Below are 18788 nucleotides of genomic sequence, written 5' to 3' on the forward strand. Positions count from 1 at the left end.
ATTTAGGCGTGGCTAAGCTAAAAAACAGACCAAAAAAGACCGGTAATGACGTCGCCGAGCGCCCAAAAGAAAAGCGTTCGGTTGATACTCTTACGCCATGGTTTTGCTTTGCTAAGCTTCGTCCGAGTCATTGCATTTCTGAATGCACTAAAGATGAAAGGGCTGCTCTTGCAGAGACGCTTCGTTTATTAAGCAGCATGACTTGGGCAGATTTGCGCCAAGCTCCTCGGCATGGCAGAGGGTACGAAAAAATCGCGCGTCACTCTTTCAGAGCCCATATACCCGATGCAATCACAGAAGATGTTGACCTTCTGTCGTTTCGTTTCTGTGGCAAGGCGCCTATTGTTGGGTATCGAATGGATCGTGTTTTTCATGTCGTTTGGGTGGATCGAGCGTTCAATGTGTATAATCACGGTTAAAAGACACCCTTATCCTTAAAAAACCCCGCCCCGGCGGGGTTTTTTATGCCCGGCCCAAATGTATGGCGCTTTGCAGCTTTGAAAGTGCCATACATATCGGGCGATAACACTGATTACCCAAACAGGCCCATCGACCCACTGACCGATCCTACGCCCTATACGCCGCCAAAGCCCGCTGGCCTGCATTGCCTGAACCTGTTGACGATAAACCGACGGCAAACCGTCACGCCCATCACAGAGCCATGCCCTTTACCAAAGGCAACGCCGGCCGGCGACTTGCTAATAACATGCTGGCAACTTGAACCAGCCTCCAAGCGTTAACACCTGGCCAACGTTCGGTCACCACGCCCGGCACCCGCTGGGCTTTTTTTGAGCATGGATATTGTAGCTGTATATTTAATCAGTTCAATGATGAGGCTAGCTGCCAGGAGATCCAATGCGCCACACCAACCGCACCCGCCGAAACTTTGCGACCGACGCCCGCAATATCAACGATAACGCCTTCAAGCATGAATGCCGGGAGGCTGAGCAGTATCGGGATGAGCGCCTAGAGCTCGAGCGAGAGAAGCTAGAACGCCGCCTGACTTGGGCCTTTGGCCGCGGCGACGCTGCTGGTGTGAAGCGGTTGCAGCGCCGTCTCGACAAGCTGGCCGATGAAGAGCTGAACGATATAGAACCTGGCTGCCGCCCGGGACACATAGAGCGTTGGAAGGATCTGTGGCAGTAAGCCTTGGCGAAAAATCGCGGGTCCTTCCCCGGCACAAGACCGTACCACGGGGAATTCGAACCATGTTCTGTGGCTAAATTTCGGCAAAACATAGTCGTCAGCAGCACCTAGCTCCAACCTGCATGGTTGCCGTGCTTAGGGGTGCCGAAGGTGCCGAATCTATAGCGGTGTGTCGTCGGCACCTATAGTCCATTTTTCGGCACTGTCAGCCCGCTAGGGCAATCTGGCAACAAGCGTTTTGTGACCCTCCAAAAGAGGGCAGCAAACCTTCACGCTTGAATAGCAAAAAGCACAATAAAGCCGAAAAAAGTGCTAATATACTGTATATAAAAACAGTGGTGATATTATGAAAGCACGAGGCCCACAGGCCTACCCAACCCAAAAGCAGCGCCTAGAGCTAGCTCGTATGCTGGTAGACATGGCTAGCGAAGGTGACGTTAACGCCGCTGGCTGGCTGCTGCTGTTATCCGAAATTCGACAACAGAGACAAGAGGCTGCCCAATGAGCGACTTAATCACATGGAAGACATGGCTAGAGCACAATTATCAAGCTCAGCAAGACCTTAATGCCGTGCCAGTAAACTCTGCAAAGCAAGCTCTCGAGAGTGCTGAGCATAGGTTATATGACTGCCTATGGCCTATAGCACCTGCCGGGACAAAGGTGAGTTACCCGCCTACCTCTGAGCAAGTCGAGGGTGTGCTTTCGAAGCTTGCGGCTGTGATGAATAAAAACGTCGACGTGAACAATCGTGCCCGCTATGCAGAGTGGGCACGGCAAGCCAGCATGATTAAAGAAGCGAAAGACGATTGGGAGAACGCCCAAGCGGATTTGGAAGCCGCAATTCGTGAAAAGCAGCAAGCAGAGCAAGCGCTTCGGGATGTGCAAAAGCAGATGCCCACGCCTTCGCCAAAGGCGCTTGAGGCGATCCAATTAGAGATTGATGGGCGCCAGCAACAGGTGGGCAAAATCGACGCGACCCTGAACAGCATGAAGGACAGCGCTAGCATTGCCGTGGAACTGGAACAGAAAGCCCAGGCGGCCTCCGAAGAGGTGGAGCGCTTGGAGGCACAAGCCTTGCTAGGGGATGTGGACGAAGCGGCGAAAGGACAGGCGGCCACTACCCTGGCCAAAGCCCGAAAGGCTTCAGAAAAAGCCGCAGAGCAAGCAGAAAAGCAGGACGCGGCCAAACGTGGATTAGAGAAGATGCGAAGCGGCTTGCATGAAGAGCTGGCAGACCTGGAAGCGCTAAGTAAAGGCGTTGGCTTTGAGGTGGGCAAGGCCACGATGGAAGCCCAGGAGCAGGCGCTTATCAAAGCAATCGAGGGTATCGACCTTGAGACCTTGCTGGCCAATATCAACGCTGCAAGGGATCAGGCTAACGAGCACGCACCCGATGGCCAAAGTTACGACAGTGCCAGCATGCAGGTGAAGCTGCCGTTGCTATACGCCGTCAGCGCACCGGATAGCATCGAATACTGAGAGGGATACGCCCGCGCCAGCGTGGGAAACCCTTTGACTCCCGAGAATTGAAACAAGGAGCTGTAGCCATGCCTTCTAACCACATTCGCAAAGCATCAAATTTGCTCAGCCGCGCAAGCCTTCACAATGACCTTGAGAAGGCCGAGAAGGAAGTCGAGCGATTGAAAAAAGAGCTCAATGAGGCTGAAACAGAGGTTGAGCGGTTGAAGAAAGAGATTAGCGAAGCTGAAAAAGAAGAAGGACAGGAAGAGAAGGAAGAGGTAGCAGCGCGCCTGAACTACGGCCGTATCTATGCCAAGGCGAGCACTCGACGTTAGAAAGCAATGCCGAAGCACAAGAGTCGCTGATTACGCTATTGGCAGCGGAAGCCTCTCACCGCCGCGAAAGGCTGGTGCGTACGGAGTTTGATTGAGTGGCCACCGCGGCCGATCGCCTTCGCAGCGTAGCGAGGGAGGTGGGTCGTCATGAATGAAGTAATGCAAGAAAGTGGCGCAACCTGGTTAGATGACTATGCTCGGAACCATCAGTCCAGAGCGTCTATTTGATGGTTGATGGGCGTTGCTGATTGCAAGCAATGCCGACATTAAAGGTCCGAAAGGGCCTTTTCTCGTTTTGGGCAGCGCCTTGTCGGGCGTTGCGCCTATCAATCACTTTAGCAAGTGCCGTGCTGAAGGCGATGCAAGCAAACCTTTCGAGCATGTTTTGTGACAAAAGTCGGCCGCGAAACCCCTCTTTTTTAATCAAGAGGGGCAAATATCGGATCTGTGCCCCTTATTAGCTATATATGCAAATAGCAAAGGGGATAACAATGACCTGTTCGGCCAAATTGACCGACCAGCCTGGCCAGCGCAAAACGTGCAACTGCGTTGCCGCGCCCGTTGGCCACACCTGGTTCAGGCTGCCAACTGATCAGGATGGACGGCACCTAAACGAATACTGGCGGAAGTTAGCGCCTGACGGCGAACGCCGACTGATCGACCTCGACAGTCAGCTGAGTCGCGCTGAACTGGCAGAACGCGCCAGCCGTGAGGCGGGACAGCAGCAAGGGGAGAGGCTGCCTCAACAGATGAGCTCAGAGCAAGGGCTTCGCTCATTGCGCGCAGCCTTGGGTGGTCGTTGAGATGATTCAGGTTTTCCGAGATCACCAGCGAGGCAACCAATGAAGCCTCACGTAAACCGCCAACCGCCCGCAATCCTACGTATGACAAAGCTGAAATCTTGGAGCGCCGTTGCCACGTCCGGAGGTCATACGTGGCGCACGTTGCCCGTTCCTCATGCTGACCCGGACAAGCAGCACCTAAACGAGGATTGGCGAGATGTGGCTAGCCCCGCCGCGCTTCGTGACGCGATAGGCGGCCGGCTGGCGCTTGTGACGGCTACCACAGCGAAAAGTCCTGTGTTGTGCGTTGAGTACCTGATAACCGCCCGCGCCGAGTCGTTCAAAGAGCAAGGCGGGGAGACGGACGCACCCGCCTATTTCCGCGATGCCCAGGCGTTCCTGGAAGCCCGGCACGGTGCCGCCAATGTAGTGGCTGTGAACGTCCAAAACGACGAATCCGCGCCCCACCTTGTGGTGTACGTTGTGCCCCTGGTGGAGCGCCCCGCTCGCACTATACGCAAGTCTGTGTTTGCGGGTGGTCGTGACGAAAACGGCAAGCTGAAGCGCGTCACAAAACAGATTCACCAGCCTGCTGAGGTGGTGTTGTCTGCCGATCACTACAACGGCACCCCTGCCAAGCTGTCCTCGCTACAAACTGCGTTTGCTGAGGAGGTGGCCACCAAGCACAGGCTGGCGCGTGGGCTTGAGCTTTCAGCCGCCAGTCACACCACAAACAAACAGCATCATGAGGCGCTGGCGCGTGCGCTGGCCGGTCATATTGACCTGACAGCTGCCGAACTGGAGCGCCGTGGCCGCCTATGGTCGAAAGAGACTCCCGAAGAGCAAGCCGCGCGCCTGTCTGAGCTAATACGCGACCACTACGCACCTGTGATAGCCTGCGCCGCGTCGGCTGTCCACGACCGCCGCCGGGCCAATGAGATGGAAGAAACCGCCCGTCGCCACCAGGAGCGCTACAAAGCCGCTGCCCGAGAGCTAGCCGCGTTTACGGAAGGGCTGAGCGACGCACAGCAATCGGAAGTTAAGCAGGCCGCTAGCCAGTTGCGCCGGGAGTCTGAGGAGCGCAAGCGCTGGGAGGCCGAGCAGGCACGTCAGCAACGCGAGGAGGCCGAACGTGAGCAAAAACGGGAAGCTCTGAGAGAGCGGGAGCGCCTAGAACGCCGGGAGCGCGCGCTGGTCGAGCGCTTGAAGTCCGCCTCCCCATTGGCGTTTGCCGGAGCGAATGAGGCCACGCGCCGAGAGTGCTGGGGGCTACTGGCAAGCCGCGACGATCTAGCACAAGCATTTGAGCTCATGAGCGCCAGCCCCTACTTTGATTCTGCAGGGCATCTGACCGATGTGGGCCACCGTGCCGTGTTGAGTGCTACAGATCCTGCCGCCGGTAAGCCACCTGGCCCTAGAGAGCGGAGCGAAGCAACTTTACAAAACACGCCACCTACAGGGCCAAAAGGGCCGAATATGTAACCTGCTGCCTATCGTTTGCTCGCCTGCTGAAGCGAGTGCAAGTTTATCGCCGCCGCCTGCCCCGGTAGCCGGTTAGCTGCGCGAATGCGCTGCTTGATGCGGTCCTGGAAACTGTGGACTGGGAAGAATAAGCGCTGGCAGCCAGGCGGGTGGACCCGTTAGGAGACGTGATGCCGCGTTAACTGGGGAGACGCCGCAATGTACCCCACCCTTGATAACCCCCGCCGCGTGCGCGTAGGAATTGTAAATCGTAAAGAGTGGACGGCACTGTTTGCCGTGTTGGCACCGTACTACTCCGACCCGATCACCTCCACGGTGATAAAGTTAGCCGCCCGGGTCGCTCGCCTGGTTAGGAGGATGTGTGTGCTATGACGCTTACTCTATTAAGAATGCGTGATGTTGCTGCCAGGGTTGGGTATAGCGAAAGCAAGGTTTACGCGATGATCCGAAGTGGTGACTTTCCACGCGGCCGCAAGATGCCGATGGGTGGCGTTCGCTGGTCTTCTGAAGATGTTGAAGCCTGGATACGTAAGACCTATGCGGAATCAGAAGAAGCCGGCCAATGACTACTATGAATTACCTTGATGCCACTGTTTGCCGGGTTAAAGTTGTACCGTTTTAGCTTGGGCTACCTAGCCACCGCCCATAAGTGGGCAAGATGGGGTAAGGTAAAGCGCCCAACCTCCGTAGTGTGTTACGGGGACTGAGCGTGTGCGATGTGCTGAGGGCTGACACCATAGCGGCTAAAAGTGAGCCTCAGCCACAATAAGCTGACCATGATATAAGACAGAACCTACCGTAAGGAAAGCCCACCAGAGCCAGCGGTAAGCCCCTTCTGTTTTGCCGATCCTTTGCGCCAGTTTCACCAGTGAGACAAATAGCTGCCACCTGTTTAGCTTGGTGTGGTCGCTGAGCGCAAAATTGCGCCCGTTAAATAGCCGGGCCGCGTGGTAGGAAAAGAATGTCTTTAAGAGACTCTTTTGAAATGGAGATTCACCGGTGGCGGGAGTTGAATCCGCCTTTTAATTAGTTAAATCAGTGAGTTATTCGAAAATGTTGGCATATAGTTGACTACTGCAGTTGGCGTTTTTTCTTCAGTGGCTTCTTTTTCCACTTCTTGCTCAGCCATTCAAATTCTTGATAAGCAGTTTCAGCGTTTTCTCGTACGCCCTCTATGAATTTATTTGATCTGTCATAAGTCCTTACAATTGTTGAATATTGTGATTTTTTTATCATCTTTTCATTATAAATTTTCTCTTGTATGCCAACACTAAGCCTCTCGAAGTGATTCAGGAGGTAGCGGAGATCTTGAGCATCTTCGTTGTCGGCTTTATTTTCTCTACCTAGCGTCAGCAGGTTGGTGTTTTCACAGCCGTGTAGCTGGCGTAGAAGCCTTATGCTTTTTTCCATCCTGATGTCAGTGCGTAACTCAAGCAAATAATCAGCAGTTTGTTTTTTTTGAGCTGTAGATTTCACACTCCTGACTGAAATCACTGCTACTGTAATACCTGCTAAGGTAAGGAATGCTTGTATAGCCTCTGGTCTTAAGCTGCTTACATACGACACTAACCAATCGAACACGTCAAAGTCCCATTTTTAGTAGTTCTAAAAAGCAAAAGAGGTGCCAAAGGCACCTCTTGAGTAGGCTACAGCTAATTAATGGCGATGTGAAGCTACCTCATAGGCCATCATTTTCGTCGTATACCTTATTAGCGTTGGCATCGAACCGCATGTAGGTTGTCATCATGTCATCTCCTTAGCGCATCCTTGGGTAGAATTGCTGATCTACGTCAGCTTTGATTGAGAGCTTGCTAGCGAGTTCCTCAATCAGAAGTACTCAAGCTAGTTGGCTCACACAGTCACAATACAACAAAAAAGTTGGTGGCGCGATGTGGAGCCAAGAAATTTTCGGCTGCTCGTCTAACTATCATAGCTTCTCCGATCGAATTGAGAAAGCTTCTGTTGCTAACATCCCCGCCTGGCTATTCGTTGTCGGTATCCACCCCGAATAGATCCTGGTCGTAGTCACCACGCTGGTATGCCCCATCTGCTTTGGTACCCAGGCCAGTGGCTCACCTGCGCTGACCATCATGCTCGCGTAGGTGTGGTGGGGTTGGCAGGGGCTACGGTACTGGACGCCCGCGCGCTTCAATGCGTGTTTTGCGTATCGCCTGATCGTTGATCCATGGCTTGCCTGTGCGGGGAGGGGTGAGAAGTCCCACTTGCGGCTTGATGGGTATTAAGAAACTTTCGTAATACCTGCCGTGCCTTTCCCCGCGTAATGACAAGCAATGCCGCCGGAAAATCTGGTAACGGGTTGGCTGCCCTGCTGCGTATGGGAAAGCGTCACTATGGTGCGTAGTCCGATTTTCGGGCACCGGTCAAGCGCGTGCAAAGGGGAGAGTAGTGTAAAGCTACTCACAAATTCCGTGTTTTCCCGCATGAGCGTGGGCAACGCATTCCGTGGGATCCAAGAGGAGGCAAGGGGCTATCCCAATCCCTCAGCGATCGTTTCAGCGGACACTGAGCCCATAGTGAAATTCTCATGCCCGCGGAATTGAAAAATCAGATCTCAATAATTGCTTTGCTCAAACACAAAGGAAAAATGTCATTTTGGCGAGTGCTGACATATTGCTGACACAGGAACACCCAGCCAAAAACGGCCACCTGCTGTAATAGCTAAGTGGCCGTTTTCATGGAAATCTTTGGTCGGAATAGCAGGATTCGAACCTACGACCTCTGCCTCCCGAAGGCAGCGCTCTACCAAGCTGAGCTATATTCCGATGCGTTGCCGTATGGTGCGACAACGGAGAGGCATAATACGTAGCCAGGCGGTTTTTTTCAAGTCTTGCCAGGGCTGAAAACGCAATTATGTTTGCCGGTCAACCGCCAGGCGAGCGAGCTCTGCCATCGTGTCGCGATAGGGGCTGGGGGGCAGAGCGTCAAGCTGGGAAAGGGCTTTATCGGCCATTTCTTCGGCCCGCGTACGGGTGTAGGTCAGAGCGCCGGTCGCGTGAACAATGTCGAGTACCGCGTCGAGTTGCTCGAGCCCGCCCTGGCGGATGACCTGGCGAATCAGCTTGGCCTGTTCGGGGGTGCCTTGTTCCATGGCACGGATCAGCGGCAGGGTCGGTTTGCCTTCGGCCAGGTCGTCGCCGACATTCTTGCCCATGGCCTCGGCGTCGCCCTGGTAATCCAGCAGGTCATCAATCAGTTGAAACGCCAATCCCAGATAACGCCCGTAGTGCTGCAGCGCCTGTTCCTGATCGGGGGTTGCTTCAGCAAGCACCGCGCCGCTGTGGGAAGCGGCTTCGAACAGCATGGCGGTCTTGCCGAGAATCGTATCGAAGTAGTCGTCTTCTGAAACGCTGGGATTGCCGATATTGGTCAGCTGCTGAACTTCGCCTTCGGCGATGACGCAGGTGGCACCGGAAAGAATCGCCATGATGCGCATCGAGCCGACATCGACCATCATCTGAAACGAGCGCGCGTATAGGAAGTCGCCAACTAGTACGGATGGCGCATTGCCCCAGGCGTCGTTGGCGGTTTTCTTGCCCCGCCGCATGTGAGACTCATCGACCACGTCGTCGTGCAGCAGCGTCGAGGTGTGCATGAACTCGATCAGCGTGGCCAGCGGGATATGCTTATCGCCGGTGTAACCCAGTGAACGTGCCGCCAGCAACGCCAGCAGTGGCCGCAAGCGCTTGCCGCCACTCTCGGTGATGTACTGGCCGATGGTTTCGACCAGCGGCACCTTGGAATTGAGCTGGGCGACGATGGTCCGGTTAACGGCATCGAAGTCATCCGCCACCACGGCGTGCAGCGGTGAGGGCGTGGAGCTGGCAGGCTGGACTGATGAGACGTTAGCGGTCATGGAATGTTCGTCGCGGCAGATGGAGGCGGCATATGCCGCGCTAAGTTGAGGCCATGCTATGGGGCTCTCCGTTAGGCGTCAAGGCGCCTGCGGGTGTGTGATACCCTATCATCTGTAATGGTGCAATAGGCCTTGTAGCAAAACGCAATCATCGTTATAATCCGCGACCCACTCATCATGCTCCCTGTCAGATGGCTGCCAAAAGGGGCGCCACTCGCCGCAGGTCGACAAGAGCGATTTTTGATGAGCGCCGTTTTCGGTGATCAAAGCGGCAATATTGACGTCCGGAGAGAGACATGTACGCAGTTATTAAAAGCGGTGGCAAGCAGTACCGCGTTCAGGAAGGCCAGACCCTCAAGCTTGAAAAGATCGAAGTCGCCACTGGCGAGACGATCGAGTTTGACCAAGTGCTGCTGGTAGCCGACGGTGACGACGTTAATGTCGGCGCACCGCTGGTTGGCGGTGCGAAAGTGTCTGCCGAGGTGGTTTCCCACGGCCGCGGTGATAAGGTGACGATCATCAAGTTCCGTCGCCGTAAGCACAGCATGAAGCGCCAGGGCCACCGCCAGTGGTTTACTGAAGTCAAAATTACCGGAATTTCCGCGTAAGCGGCCAATTCCCCTTTAGGAGGATTTTGCAATGGCACATAAAAAGGCAGCCGGCTCCACGCGTAACGGTCGCGATTCCGAGTCCAAACGCTTAGGTGTGAAACTCTTTGGTGGCCAGGCAGCGAGCGCAGGCAGCATCATCGTTCGTCAGCGCGGCACGCGTTTCCACGCCGGCACCGGCGTTGGCCTGGGTCGTGACCACACGCTCTTCGCTCTGAACGAAGGCTTTGTGAAGTTCGAGACCAAGGGTCCGCACAACCGCAAGTTTGTTAGCATCGTTTCTGAGTAAACGGCTAGCGTTGCGCTCGTAACGTCGACAAAGCGTTGCGAGAAAAAAGCCCCGCCATGGCGGGGCTTTTTTGTCGGTTAACCCCTTTTCCAATACACTTTTCCATCATGTTGGTGGAATCAAAGGTTGGAAAACGTAACGCATATGAGGGCGGCGAAAGCGGCCGGGAGAAACCAATGCAGTTCGTCGATGAAGCCTCCATCATTGTTGAGGCGGGAAAAGGCGGCAATGGCTGTCTCAGCTTTCGCCGCGAAAAATACGTGCCCAAAGGCGGCCCTGATGGGGGCGACGGCGGCCACGGCGGCAGCGTTTACCTGATTGGTGACGATGCGCTGAATACGCTGATCGACTTCAAGTACCAGCGCTTCTACAAAGCCGAAAACGGTCAGGGCGGTATGGGCCGCCAGATGAGCGGCAAGGCCGGTGAAGACCTGCACGTCAAAGTGCCCGTGGGAACGACGGTGATCGACGAGGATACCCTCGAAGTGATTGCCGATGTGACCGAGATCGGTCAGGTCGTGCTGGTCGCCGAAGGCGGTCGCCGTGGGTTGGGTAATATCCACTTCAAGTCGTCCACCAACCGTGCGCCCCGGCGGACCACACCGGGCACCGAGGGGGATCGCCGCAACCTGCGCTTTGAAATGAAAGTCATGGCGGATGTGGGGTTGCTGGGCATGCCCAATGCGGGCAAGTCGACGCTGATTCGCTCCGTATCGGCGGCCAAGCCCAAGGTGGCCAACTACCCCTTTACCACCCTGGTGCCCAACCTGGGCGTGGTGAAGCTGGGCATGCACGAGCACTTCGTCATGGCCGACGTGCCGGGCCTGATCGAAGGCGCGTCCGATGGCGCGGGGCTTGGGTTGCGCTTTTTGAAGCACCTGACCCGTACGCGGCTGCTGTTTCATGTGGTCGACGTGGCGCCGTTCGATGAATCTGACCCGGTCGAGGCGGCCAAAGCGATCGTACACGAACTGGGCCAGTTCTCACCGGCGCTTTCCGAGCGCCCCCGCTGGCTGGTCCTGAACAAGTTCGACCTGCTGCATGAAGAAGAGCGCGAGGCGCGCGCCCAGGCGATTATCGATGCGCTGAACTGGCAAGGGCCGGTGTTCCGCATTTCGGCGATCAGCAGCGACGGCACCGACAAACTGGTGCAGGCGGCCTATCGTTGGCTCACCGAACAGCAGCGCCTGGAACACGAAGACGAGGAAGCCCATTCCCGGGAGCAGGAAATGCGTCGGCGCATGGAGGAAGAGTCCGTGGCCCGCACCGAAGCGCGACTCGGCCGCAAGCGCAAACGCGACGACGAAGATGACGACGACTTCGATGATGATGATTACGATGTGGATGTCGAATACGCGCCTTGAGGGCTAAAGGCGCAGGGTTGGCCAAAAGGGAGAAGAGCGACGTGGCAAGCAATGAGTCGGTGCTGGGTAGAGCGGCGTTGAGCAGGGCTCGCCGCGTCGTGGTCAAGCTGGGCAGCGCGCTGCTGACCAATGACGGTCGTGGCCTGGATGAAGTGGCGATTGGCCGTTGGGTCGATCAAGTTGCGGCCCTGCACCAGCGGGGCATCGAGGTCGTCCTGGTGTCATCGGGTGCCGTCGCGGCGGGCATGGTGCGCCTTGGCTGGCAGGCCCGCCCCAGCGCGGTGCACGAACTCCAGGCCGCGGCGGCGGTGGGGCAAAACGGTCTGACCCAGTGTTACGAGCAGCACTTCGCCCGCCACGGTGTGCTGACCGCGCAGATCCTGCTGACCCACGACGACCTTTCCAACCGCAAGCGCTACCTTAACGCGCTTTCTGCATTGCGTACTCTGGTGGAAATGCGCGTCGTCCCGGTGGTGAACGAAAACGACACCGTGGTCACCGATGAGATTCGCTTTGGCGATAACGACACCCTGGGCGCCCTGGTTGCCAACCTGCTCGAAGCCGACGCCCTGCTGCTGCTGACTGACCAGGAAGGCTTGTTCGACGCTGATCCCCGCCACGTCCCCACCGCACAGCTGATTGGCGAGGCCCGGGCCGACGACCCGCGCCTGGCGGCCGTTGCGGGTAGTGGCGGGTCGCTGGGGCGGGGCGGCATGACCACCAAGGTGCGCGCCGCTCAATTGGCGGCCCGCTCCGGTGCGGTCACGGTAATCGCCAGTGGTCGGCAGCCCGATGTCATCACCCGGGTTATGGCGGGCGAGGCGCTGGGCACGTTGCTGCGCCCGGAGCAAGCCCCCATCGCAGCACGTAAACGCTGGTTGGCGGGACAACTCCAGGTGCGCGGCACGCTGGTGCTGGACCCTGGCGCCGTCAAGGTACTGCGCGATAAAGGCTCCAGCCTGCTGGCCGTTGGCGTGCGTACCGTCCAGGGCAGCTTCAAGCGCGGCGATATGGTGGCCTGTGTCGATGAGCAAGGCACAACCGTGGCGAAAGGCTTGGTCAACTACGGAGCCGACGAAGCCCGTCAGCTAGCGGGTAAACCAAGCCATCAAATTGAAGCCATCCTTGGCTACGTGGAGGCTCACGAGTTGATTCACCGCGATAATCTGGTGGTGGTTTAACGCGGTTGCAAACGCGGTGGCAAAGGTACCTGACGCGGCCAGTTGTCGGGCACGATAAACAGCCGCTCGCAGCGCTGGGTTGAGGGCAGATACATCATGACCTGCTGCGGCTGATACCGGGCCATCGCCAATAGCGGTATCAGTGATTCTGACGCTGGTTTGAAGGCGTCAAAGGTTGGCGGCGCCAACCAGTGCGGTTTTTCGAGCCAGGTCACCAGAAAATCAGCGGGTAGGGTAGAGGCAAGCGCTGGCCAGTCGCTGACGTGGCACCAGCGTCCTCTGCGGTGTGCAGTAGTGGCACCCTCAGGCGATGGCATGGGCGCGTGCCATGGATAAAACAGCACGCCCGGCATGGCCAGCCGTTGGGTGAGCTGCCCGCCCAGGCCTGTTTCTGTATATCCTGTATCCCGAGGGGCTAGCCAATGGCCGAGTGTTTCCTGTGCGGGTATTGTGGAAGAAAGTGGCAACTGATGACGCTGCAAATGGCAGTATTTCAGAGCCAGGCTGTCCAGACCGCCCGGGCCTATCCAGCGGCTCTGGCTGGTGGCTTCTCCAGGCCCTTCAGGTAACCCGAGATAAAACTTGATCGCCACTTCCAGATGCACCGGAGCAGGTTGATCCCGCCTGCGGTAGAGCATGTCCAGCTCGCCCAAGGTAATGCGCTTGCGGGTAATCCGCACGTTATGAGCCAGCAGGCGCGTATTGGGCGCGCGGTCCAGCAGCCAATGCCATAGCTTTTCGTGATAGTGCCCCATGCGGCTCGACTGGCGACCATGGCGGGCCAGCTCAGGGATTGCCAAACCATTCAGCCAGGCTTCCAGGGCGTCACTCAGCCCCAGCTCGGACTGGCTAGGGCGGCCTGAAAATGGACTGGAGGGCGGGAACGCCACGATATCCGGTGTCACGACCAGCCAGGCGAGGTCACGCAATATTGCTTCATGATGTGCCGACGTCACACCTTCCAGGTAGTTAGGCGGCTTCAAGCGTTGTTCTCGGGTCGGCGTGGTCTGGCGTTCAGGCAATGGCTGATCATGGCAGAATTCCCAGGGCAAGCGGGGGTATAAAGCGTCATTATCACGGCTGTTGGTAACACGCTTACTGCTGATATGGAAGAGGCCGTCTCTGCAGGTATGTCATCAGGCATTAATCTGTGGCAGGGGCCTAGAACGCAAACGGGCTCCCCGCTGGAAGCCCGTGAAGCGACACAGTTAACGATCAGTCGCGGTCCATCTGGGTGATATCGTAGGAACCCTGGCGGACGCTGATTTCCAGTTCACGACCGTTTTCATCGCGCCCTTCAATCTCGATAACGCCGCTTTCGTCGATATCCATGTCTTCAAACTCGACCATACCTTCCTGGCTGGCGACGTTCAGCGCCTGGCGAATATCGTCTTCGCTCATGCCCCAGGCACCGGTAATTAGCCGTTCGCGTTTTTCTTCCAGCGTTTCGCCGTCATCGATTGAAAAGCTGACATCGGCGAACCACTCATCGTCGAGCCAGCCTTCGACTTCTGCGCGGCCACGACTATTGATGCTGACTTCTTCAAAATGCGTAAAGCCATAATCATTGGCGTGGGTCAGCACATCGTCAATCCGGTCCATCGCCAGAGAGTCCGCCTGGGCCGTGCCCACCGCTGCTGTAAGCAGTAACGCAGAGCCCGGGATGATCAGCATTTTTTTCATCGTATTCATGGTTAATTCCTTCTTTCCATTCGAGGTGGTAAACGGCATTCGGCGAATGCGACAGTGACGTTATACCCCCACTATGCTTTCCTTAAGCTGACAAAGCGGTTCATCTAGCGTTCATGTTGACTTTGGCATGGTGTGACAATGAAACATGTGACCTCCCTCCTGACAACGCGGCCATGCCGTGATACGCCGCCTGCACTGCGCCGCATGATGCTGGTGGGGATAATGGTGCTTGGCCTGGTCACGGGGCAGGCGTCTTCTGATTCCTCGTGGGAGACGCTTCACGGGGAGGTCAGCGAGGGTGAGGTGGTATCTCTGGAAACCATTCTCGATTGGTTGGAGGCTCATTATATCGGCGAGGTACTGGAAGTTGAGGTCGAGCGTGAAGGTAGCTACGTCGAGTATGAAATCAAGCTGCTGGGTCCGCAAAACCAGGTGGTAGAGTTTGAATTTGATGGTCAGACCGGGCAGCTTATGGAGATGGAAGGCGTCAGGATCAACGACATGCGCCGCACGGAATAGAAGGCAGAAACAGTGGTGAGCCGATGAAGTGTTTGTTGGTAGAGGATGACCAGGCGTTAGCCCGCGAACTTGGCCAGGCATTACGCGATGGTGACTGGCTGGTAGAGCATGCGTTCAACGGTCAGGAAGCCGACTTTCTGGTGCGCACCGAAGCGTACGACAGCTTGATTCTGGACGTTGGACTGCCCGACGGTGACGGCATCCGTTGGCTGGCGGCATGGCGCGAAGACGGCATTGATCTGCCGATACTGATTTTAACCGCGCGTGAACGTTGGGCCGATAAAGCGGCCGGTTTTTCCGCTGGCGCCGACGACTATGTCACCAAGCCGTTTGAATCCGCTGAGGTCCTGTTTCGCCTGCGTGCGCTGGTTCGTCGCAGCCACGGGCACGCGCACCCGGTGCTCAGGATGGGAGAGTTAAGCCTGGATACCCATACCCAGCACGTGGCGCTAGCGGGCCGCCCCGTATCGCTGACCGCCCAGGAAACGCGACTGTTGAGCTATTTGATGCACGCCGCGCCCCGGGTGGTGAGCCGCACCGAGCTGTCCGAACATGTCTACGACCGTGACCATGAACCCGATTCCAACGTCATTGATGTTCAGGTCAGCCGATTACGACGCAAGTTGGGCGCATGGCGTATTGTCACCCAGCGCGGCCAGGGCTACCGCCTGTTGGCCGAGCAGCCGGCGGCGGGATGATGCCCTGGCCATCTTGGCAGGGCCGCATTGCGCGTCGCTCAATCGCCAGCCGTCTATTAGTGGCGACCCTGGTGATCGTCATCGTCGGGCTGCCTTTAGCGGGGTTCTTGCTGTCCCATCACTACCGTGAGTCGGCGACGCAGGCCTTCGATGATCGCCTGGAAGCCTTGCTCAATGTGGTCATCGCCGGGGTCGCCTTTGACCGTGTCGAGCAGCGACTGATCTTTGATCGCGATCTGGGTGATCCGCGTTTCGATCAGGTTTACTCCGGCTGGTATTGGCAGATGACCGACGGTCAGCAGCACACGCTCACCTCGCGCTCGCTATGGGATCAGCGCCTGCCGACCCATGACGGCAACACGCTCATTGCCCGAACCGTGAACGGTCCCCGGGCAAGTTCGCTGCGCCTGGTCGAGCGCGATATACAGCTGGCACCGCTCGAGCAGCCGCTGCATATCAGCGTTGCAGCTGAAGACCAGGCATTGATGGACAATGTGCGCCAGTTTCAGCAGTGGTTATGGGGCGGTTTGGCCGGCTTGGGCACGCTGCTGTTGACGGTGCTGGCGTTACAGATTCGCTGGGGGTTGGCGCCGTTGCGGCGTATGCGAGCCAACCTGCGCGAGGTGGAAAACGGCGAGGCCAAGCAACTGGATACCCGGCTGCCCGATGAGTTGGCCGGCCTGGCCACCACCATGAACGCCGTACTGGCCCGTGACCAACGCTTGATAGAACGTGGTCGCCATGCCGCTGGCAATCTGGCCCACGCGCTGAAGACGCCGCTCAGTGTGATGCGTCTGCTGGCCCGTCAGGCACCGGCCGAGCAGCAGAGCGCCTGGGAAGCGGAGCTGACGCGCATCGACAACGCCGTGCGCCACCATCTGGCACGCGCCTCGGCGGCCGGTGAGGGCGGCAGGGTGGCGCCCGTGTCGCTCAATGAAGCCCTGGCGCCGCTGATAAACGGACTGGCAAGGCTGGCCCAGCGCCGCGATATCCACCTTGAGCATACCCTGCCGCGCGATATGCAAGCGCACATGGATGCCCAGGATGCCCAGGAGATTGTCGGCAATATTCTGGATAACGCTCTGCGTTGGGCGAAGGGCGAGGTTATTCTGACCCTGGAGGCACATGGCGAACACCTCCAGCTGTGTGTCAGCGACGATGGCCCCGGAATGTCCCCTGCTGATTGCCAGGCAGCGCTGCAGCGGGGCAAACGGCTGGATGAGAAACGTTCGGGAAGTGGTTTGGGGCTTTCTATCGTTGCTGATCTGGTCGCTCTGTATCGTGGCGATATGCAACTTGAGCGGGCCGCTTTGGGCGGGTTGGCGGTCACCATCACGCTACCCGTCGTCGTGATTCGTCGCCCGGATAGGCGCTGAAAACGCGTCACGAACACCGAACAGGCAAGGAGCGATCAATGAACCACCACGCGGCAGTCCTCCCGGATGTATTGGTTGGCCCCATTCTGCGCCGCATCACCCCTTCACGGTGGGTGATGTGGTGCCTGACGTCACGGCCGCTCACCATGTCCCTGGTGCTGCATCCCGACGGGCCGCGAGCACAGACGTATCCGCTCGCGGCTTATCAGCAATGCCTGCCTGTCGGGCAACATGCGTTTATCCATTTGATCGACGTGCCGTTGGCGAGCCCCTTGCCCCGCGATGAGCGCATTGCCTATGACCTGAAAGTGCAGCAGCGCGATGGTGGTTACCAGTCACTTCCTGAGTGGGCGCCGTGGTTATGCTACGACGGCCAGGACTACCCGGGGTTTGTGATTGCCTCGCGCCATCATCGCTTGATGCACGGCTCCTGCCGCAAGCCCCACCATGATAGCGCCGACGGTCTGGTGCGTGCTGACCAATGGTTGGCCGAGCGTCAGACGACGCCAGGTGAATGGCCCGCTTGGCTGCTGATGACCGGCGATCAGGTGTATGTGGATGACGTGGCAGGGCCGATGCTGCGCGCGATTCATGCCCTGACGGAACGCCTGGGGTTGGTCGATGAGTATCTGGAAGGGGCGACCATCAGTGACAGCCAGGCGCTCTATACGTCCCCCGACAGCTACTATCAGCGCAGCCAGTTACTACCGGATACCACCAGCAACGTGGCGCTTCGCGAACGCTTTTTTGGCGGCGTGAAAAAGCCCGTCTTTACCTCGGCCAATGCGCAGAATCATCTGATGACGCTGGGCGAAATGTTGGCCATGTATTGCCTGGTTTGGTCGCCCGTGGCATGGCAGGTTATTGCGCCCTCTCAGCCGTCACTGGGTGACAAGGACGCCGCGCTTTATCAGCAGGAGCAGGCCGTGATCGAGGCGTTTGTGGCGGGTTTGCCTCAGTGCGCGCGCGCCATGGCGCATTTGCCCAGTCTGATGATCTTCGACGATCATGATGTAACCGACGACTGGAATCTGACCGCTGAATGGGAGCAAAGTGCCTACGGTCACCCGTTCTCGAAGCAGATTATCGGCAATGCCTTGATCGCTTACCTGCTTTGTCAGGGGTGGGGTAACGCGCCTGAAAAGCTCAACCCGCTGATTGACGAGACCAAGGCGATGCTCGAGTCGGTAGACAGCACCGGCTATCTCGCCAACGTGGCGCAAGACGGCCTGATTGACCGCCTGCTGGCGTTTCAGGGGTGGGCGTTTCAGGTCTCCGGCGAACCGCCATTGATCGTGCTGGACACCCGTACGCGCCGCTGGCGTAACGAGCGACACCCGCAGCGTCCTTCCGGGTTGATGGACTGGGAGGCGTTGATTGAAATGCAGCAGGCGTTGATCGGGGCGCCCAGCGCAGTGATCATTTCACCCGCGCCGATGTTTGGCGTCAAGCTGATCGAAGGTATCCAGAAGCTGTTTACCCTGGCTGGCAAACCGCTGATGGTCGACGCCGAAAACTGGATGGCGCATCGCGGGGCTGCGAACGTGCTATTGCAGATTTGGCAGCATTCCAAAACGCCCGGCAACTACGTGATCCTGTCCGGCGATGTGCACTACTCCTTTGCCTACGACATCGTGGTGCGTCACCGCAAGCATGCGCCCAGGCTATGGCAGATCACTTCCAGCGGGGTCAAAAATACCTTTCCTGATTCGCTGTTGGACACCTTTGACCGGCTCAATCGCTGGCTGTATGCCCCCTGGTCACCGCTCAACTGGTTTACCAAGCGCCGCAAGCTGAGTGTTCACCCCCGTGATCCCGACCGTGCAAGTGCTGGCGAACGCCTCTGGAACGCCAGCGGTATCGGGCTGGTGACCCTCGACGAACACGGCTGCCCGGTCGACATTCGCCAGTTGGACGCCAGCGGAGGAGAAGCCTGTTTTCCACCGCCCGATATACCGGCGCGTTAGGAGTTATAGCGTCT

The 18788-nt window shown here is 57.5% G+C and carries 19 protein-coding genes and 1 tRNA gene; 15 read left to right on the forward strand and 5 right to left on the reverse strand.

Annotated features, from left to right (window positions below):
• Positions 1–8: 8 nt before the first annotated feature.
• The 7 genes from IT895_RS01205 (at position 9) to IT895_RS01235 (ending at position 5772) form a co-directional block, all read left to right on the forward strand.
• Entirely contained in the window at positions 9–419 is a 411-nt protein-coding gene (locus IT895_RS01205; protein WP_199284479.1) for a hypothetical protein, read from the forward strand.
• A gap of 436 nt (positions 420–855) precedes the next feature.
• Complete coding sequence (locus tag IT895_RS01210) at positions 856–1146, forward strand: hypothetical protein (RefSeq protein ID WP_199284480.1); 291 nt, start codon at positions 856–858, stop codon at positions 1144–1146.
• Between the two features lie 720 nt (positions 1147–1866).
• Entirely contained in the window at positions 1867–2625 is a 759-nt protein-coding gene (locus IT895_RS01215) for a hypothetical protein (RefSeq protein WP_199284481.1), read from the forward strand.
• Positions 2626–2693: 68 nt separating this feature from the next.
• Positions 2694–2942, forward strand: coding sequence for a hypothetical protein (locus tag IT895_RS01220; protein ID WP_199284482.1), 249 nt, complete (start codon positions 2694–2696; stop codon positions 2940–2942).
• 491 nt (positions 2943–3433) lie between these two features.
• Positions 3434–3745 carry a hypothetical protein gene (locus IT895_RS01225; RefSeq protein WP_199284483.1) on the forward strand — a complete coding sequence of 104 codons (312 nt, stop codon included), beginning with the start codon at positions 3434–3436 and terminating at the stop codon, positions 3743–3745.
• An 81-nt stretch (positions 3746–3826) separates the two neighbouring features.
• Positions 3827–5206, forward strand: a complete 1380-nt coding sequence (locus IT895_RS01230; protein WP_199284484.1) for a plasmid recombination protein — start codon at positions 3827–3829, stop codon at positions 5204–5206.
• 368 nt (positions 5207–5574) lie between these two features.
• Positions 5575–5772: a helix-turn-helix transcriptional regulator gene (locus tag IT895_RS01235; protein ID WP_199284485.1), complete on the forward strand. Its 198-nt coding sequence runs from the start codon at positions 5575–5577 to the stop codon at positions 5770–5772.
• Positions 5773–6277: 505 nt separating this feature from the next.
• Here IT895_RS01235 and IT895_RS01240 read toward each other — a convergent pair.
• From IT895_RS01240 to ispB, 3 genes are all read right to left on the reverse strand, one after another.
• Complete coding sequence (locus tag IT895_RS01240; RefSeq protein ID WP_199284486.1) at positions 6278–6787, reverse strand: DUF4760 domain-containing protein; 510 nt, start codon at positions 6785–6787, stop codon at positions 6278–6280.
• 1125 nt (positions 6788–7912) lie between these two features.
• A tRNA-Pro gene (locus IT895_RS01250) sits at positions 7913–7989 on the reverse strand.
• A gap of 86 nt (positions 7990–8075) precedes the next feature.
• On the reverse strand, positions 8076–9080 hold the full coding sequence (gene ispB, locus IT895_RS01255) for an octaprenyl diphosphate synthase (RefSeq protein WP_085917667.1): 1005 nt from the start codon (positions 9078–9080) through the stop codon (positions 8076–8078).
• A gap of 296 nt (positions 9081–9376) precedes the next feature.
• Here ispB and rplU point away from each other — a divergent pair, with 296 nt between their 5' ends.
• The 4 genes from rplU (at position 9377) to proB (ending at position 12522) form a co-directional block, all read left to right on the forward strand.
• A complete protein-coding gene (gene rplU, locus IT895_RS01260; protein ID WP_027337601.1) occupies positions 9377–9688 on the forward strand; it encodes a 50S ribosomal protein L21 in 312 nt (103 codons plus the stop codon).
• Positions 9689–9719: 31 nt separating this feature from the next.
• On the forward strand, positions 9720–9977 hold the full coding sequence (gene rpmA / locus IT895_RS01265; RefSeq protein ID WP_085917668.1) for a 50S ribosomal protein L27: 258 nt from the start codon (positions 9720–9722) through the stop codon (positions 9975–9977).
• A gap of 176 nt (positions 9978–10153) precedes the next feature.
• The gene (gene cgtA / locus IT895_RS01270; RefSeq protein ID WP_199284487.1) at positions 10154–11341 is read left to right on the forward strand and encodes an Obg family GTPase CgtA; all 1188 of its coding nucleotides are present in this window, start codon (positions 10154–10156) and stop codon (positions 11339–11341) included.
• Between the two features lie 41 nt (positions 11342–11382).
• A complete protein-coding gene (gene proB, locus IT895_RS01275) occupies positions 11383–12522 on the forward strand; it encodes a glutamate 5-kinase (RefSeq protein ID WP_199284488.1) in 1140 nt (379 codons plus the stop codon).
• On the opposite strand, the gene IT895_RS01280 is transcribed toward proB, so the two are convergent.
• Both IT895_RS01280 and IT895_RS01285 read right to left on the reverse strand, forming a co-directional pair.
• The gene (locus tag IT895_RS01280; RefSeq protein WP_442786526.1) at positions 12519–13544 is read right to left on the reverse strand and encodes a DUF1853 family protein; all 1026 of its coding nucleotides are present in this window, start codon (positions 13542–13544) and stop codon (positions 12519–12521) included. The genes proB and IT895_RS01280 overlap by 4 nt on opposite strands.
• A gap of 193 nt (positions 13545–13737) precedes the next feature.
• Entirely contained in the window at positions 13738–14214 is a 477-nt protein-coding gene (locus IT895_RS01285; RefSeq protein WP_199284489.1) for a PepSY domain-containing protein, read from the reverse strand.
• 138 nt (positions 14215–14352) lie between these two features.
• On the opposite strand from IT895_RS01285, the gene IT895_RS01290 reads away from it, so the two are divergent.
• From IT895_RS01290 to IT895_RS01305, 4 genes are read left to right on the forward strand one after another with little or no spacing between them, the layout of a single operon-like run.
• Positions 14353–14733: a PepSY domain-containing protein gene (locus IT895_RS01290; RefSeq protein ID WP_139839341.1), complete on the forward strand. Its 381-nt coding sequence runs from the start codon at positions 14353–14355 to the stop codon at positions 14731–14733.
• 23 nt (positions 14734–14756) lie between these two features.
• On the forward strand, positions 14757–15431 hold the full coding sequence (locus IT895_RS01295; RefSeq protein WP_199284490.1) for a response regulator transcription factor: 675 nt from the start codon (positions 14757–14759) through the stop codon (positions 15429–15431).
• On the forward strand, positions 15431–16807 hold the full coding sequence (locus IT895_RS01300) for a sensor histidine kinase (RefSeq protein WP_199284491.1): 1377 nt from the start codon (positions 15431–15433) through the stop codon (positions 16805–16807). The genes IT895_RS01295 and IT895_RS01300 overlap by 1 nt, the downstream gene beginning before the upstream one ends.
• A gap of 38 nt (positions 16808–16845) precedes the next feature.
• Positions 16846–18774, forward strand: coding sequence for an alkaline phosphatase family protein (locus IT895_RS01305; protein WP_199284492.1), 1929 nt, complete (start codon positions 16846–16848; stop codon positions 18772–18774).
• Positions 18775–18788: the final 14 nt, after the last annotated feature.

The organism is Halomonas sp. A40-4 (assembly GCF_015767635.1).
Taxonomy (GTDB): Bacteria; Pseudomonadota; Gammaproteobacteria; order Pseudomonadales; family Halomonadaceae; genus Vreelandella; species Vreelandella janggokensis.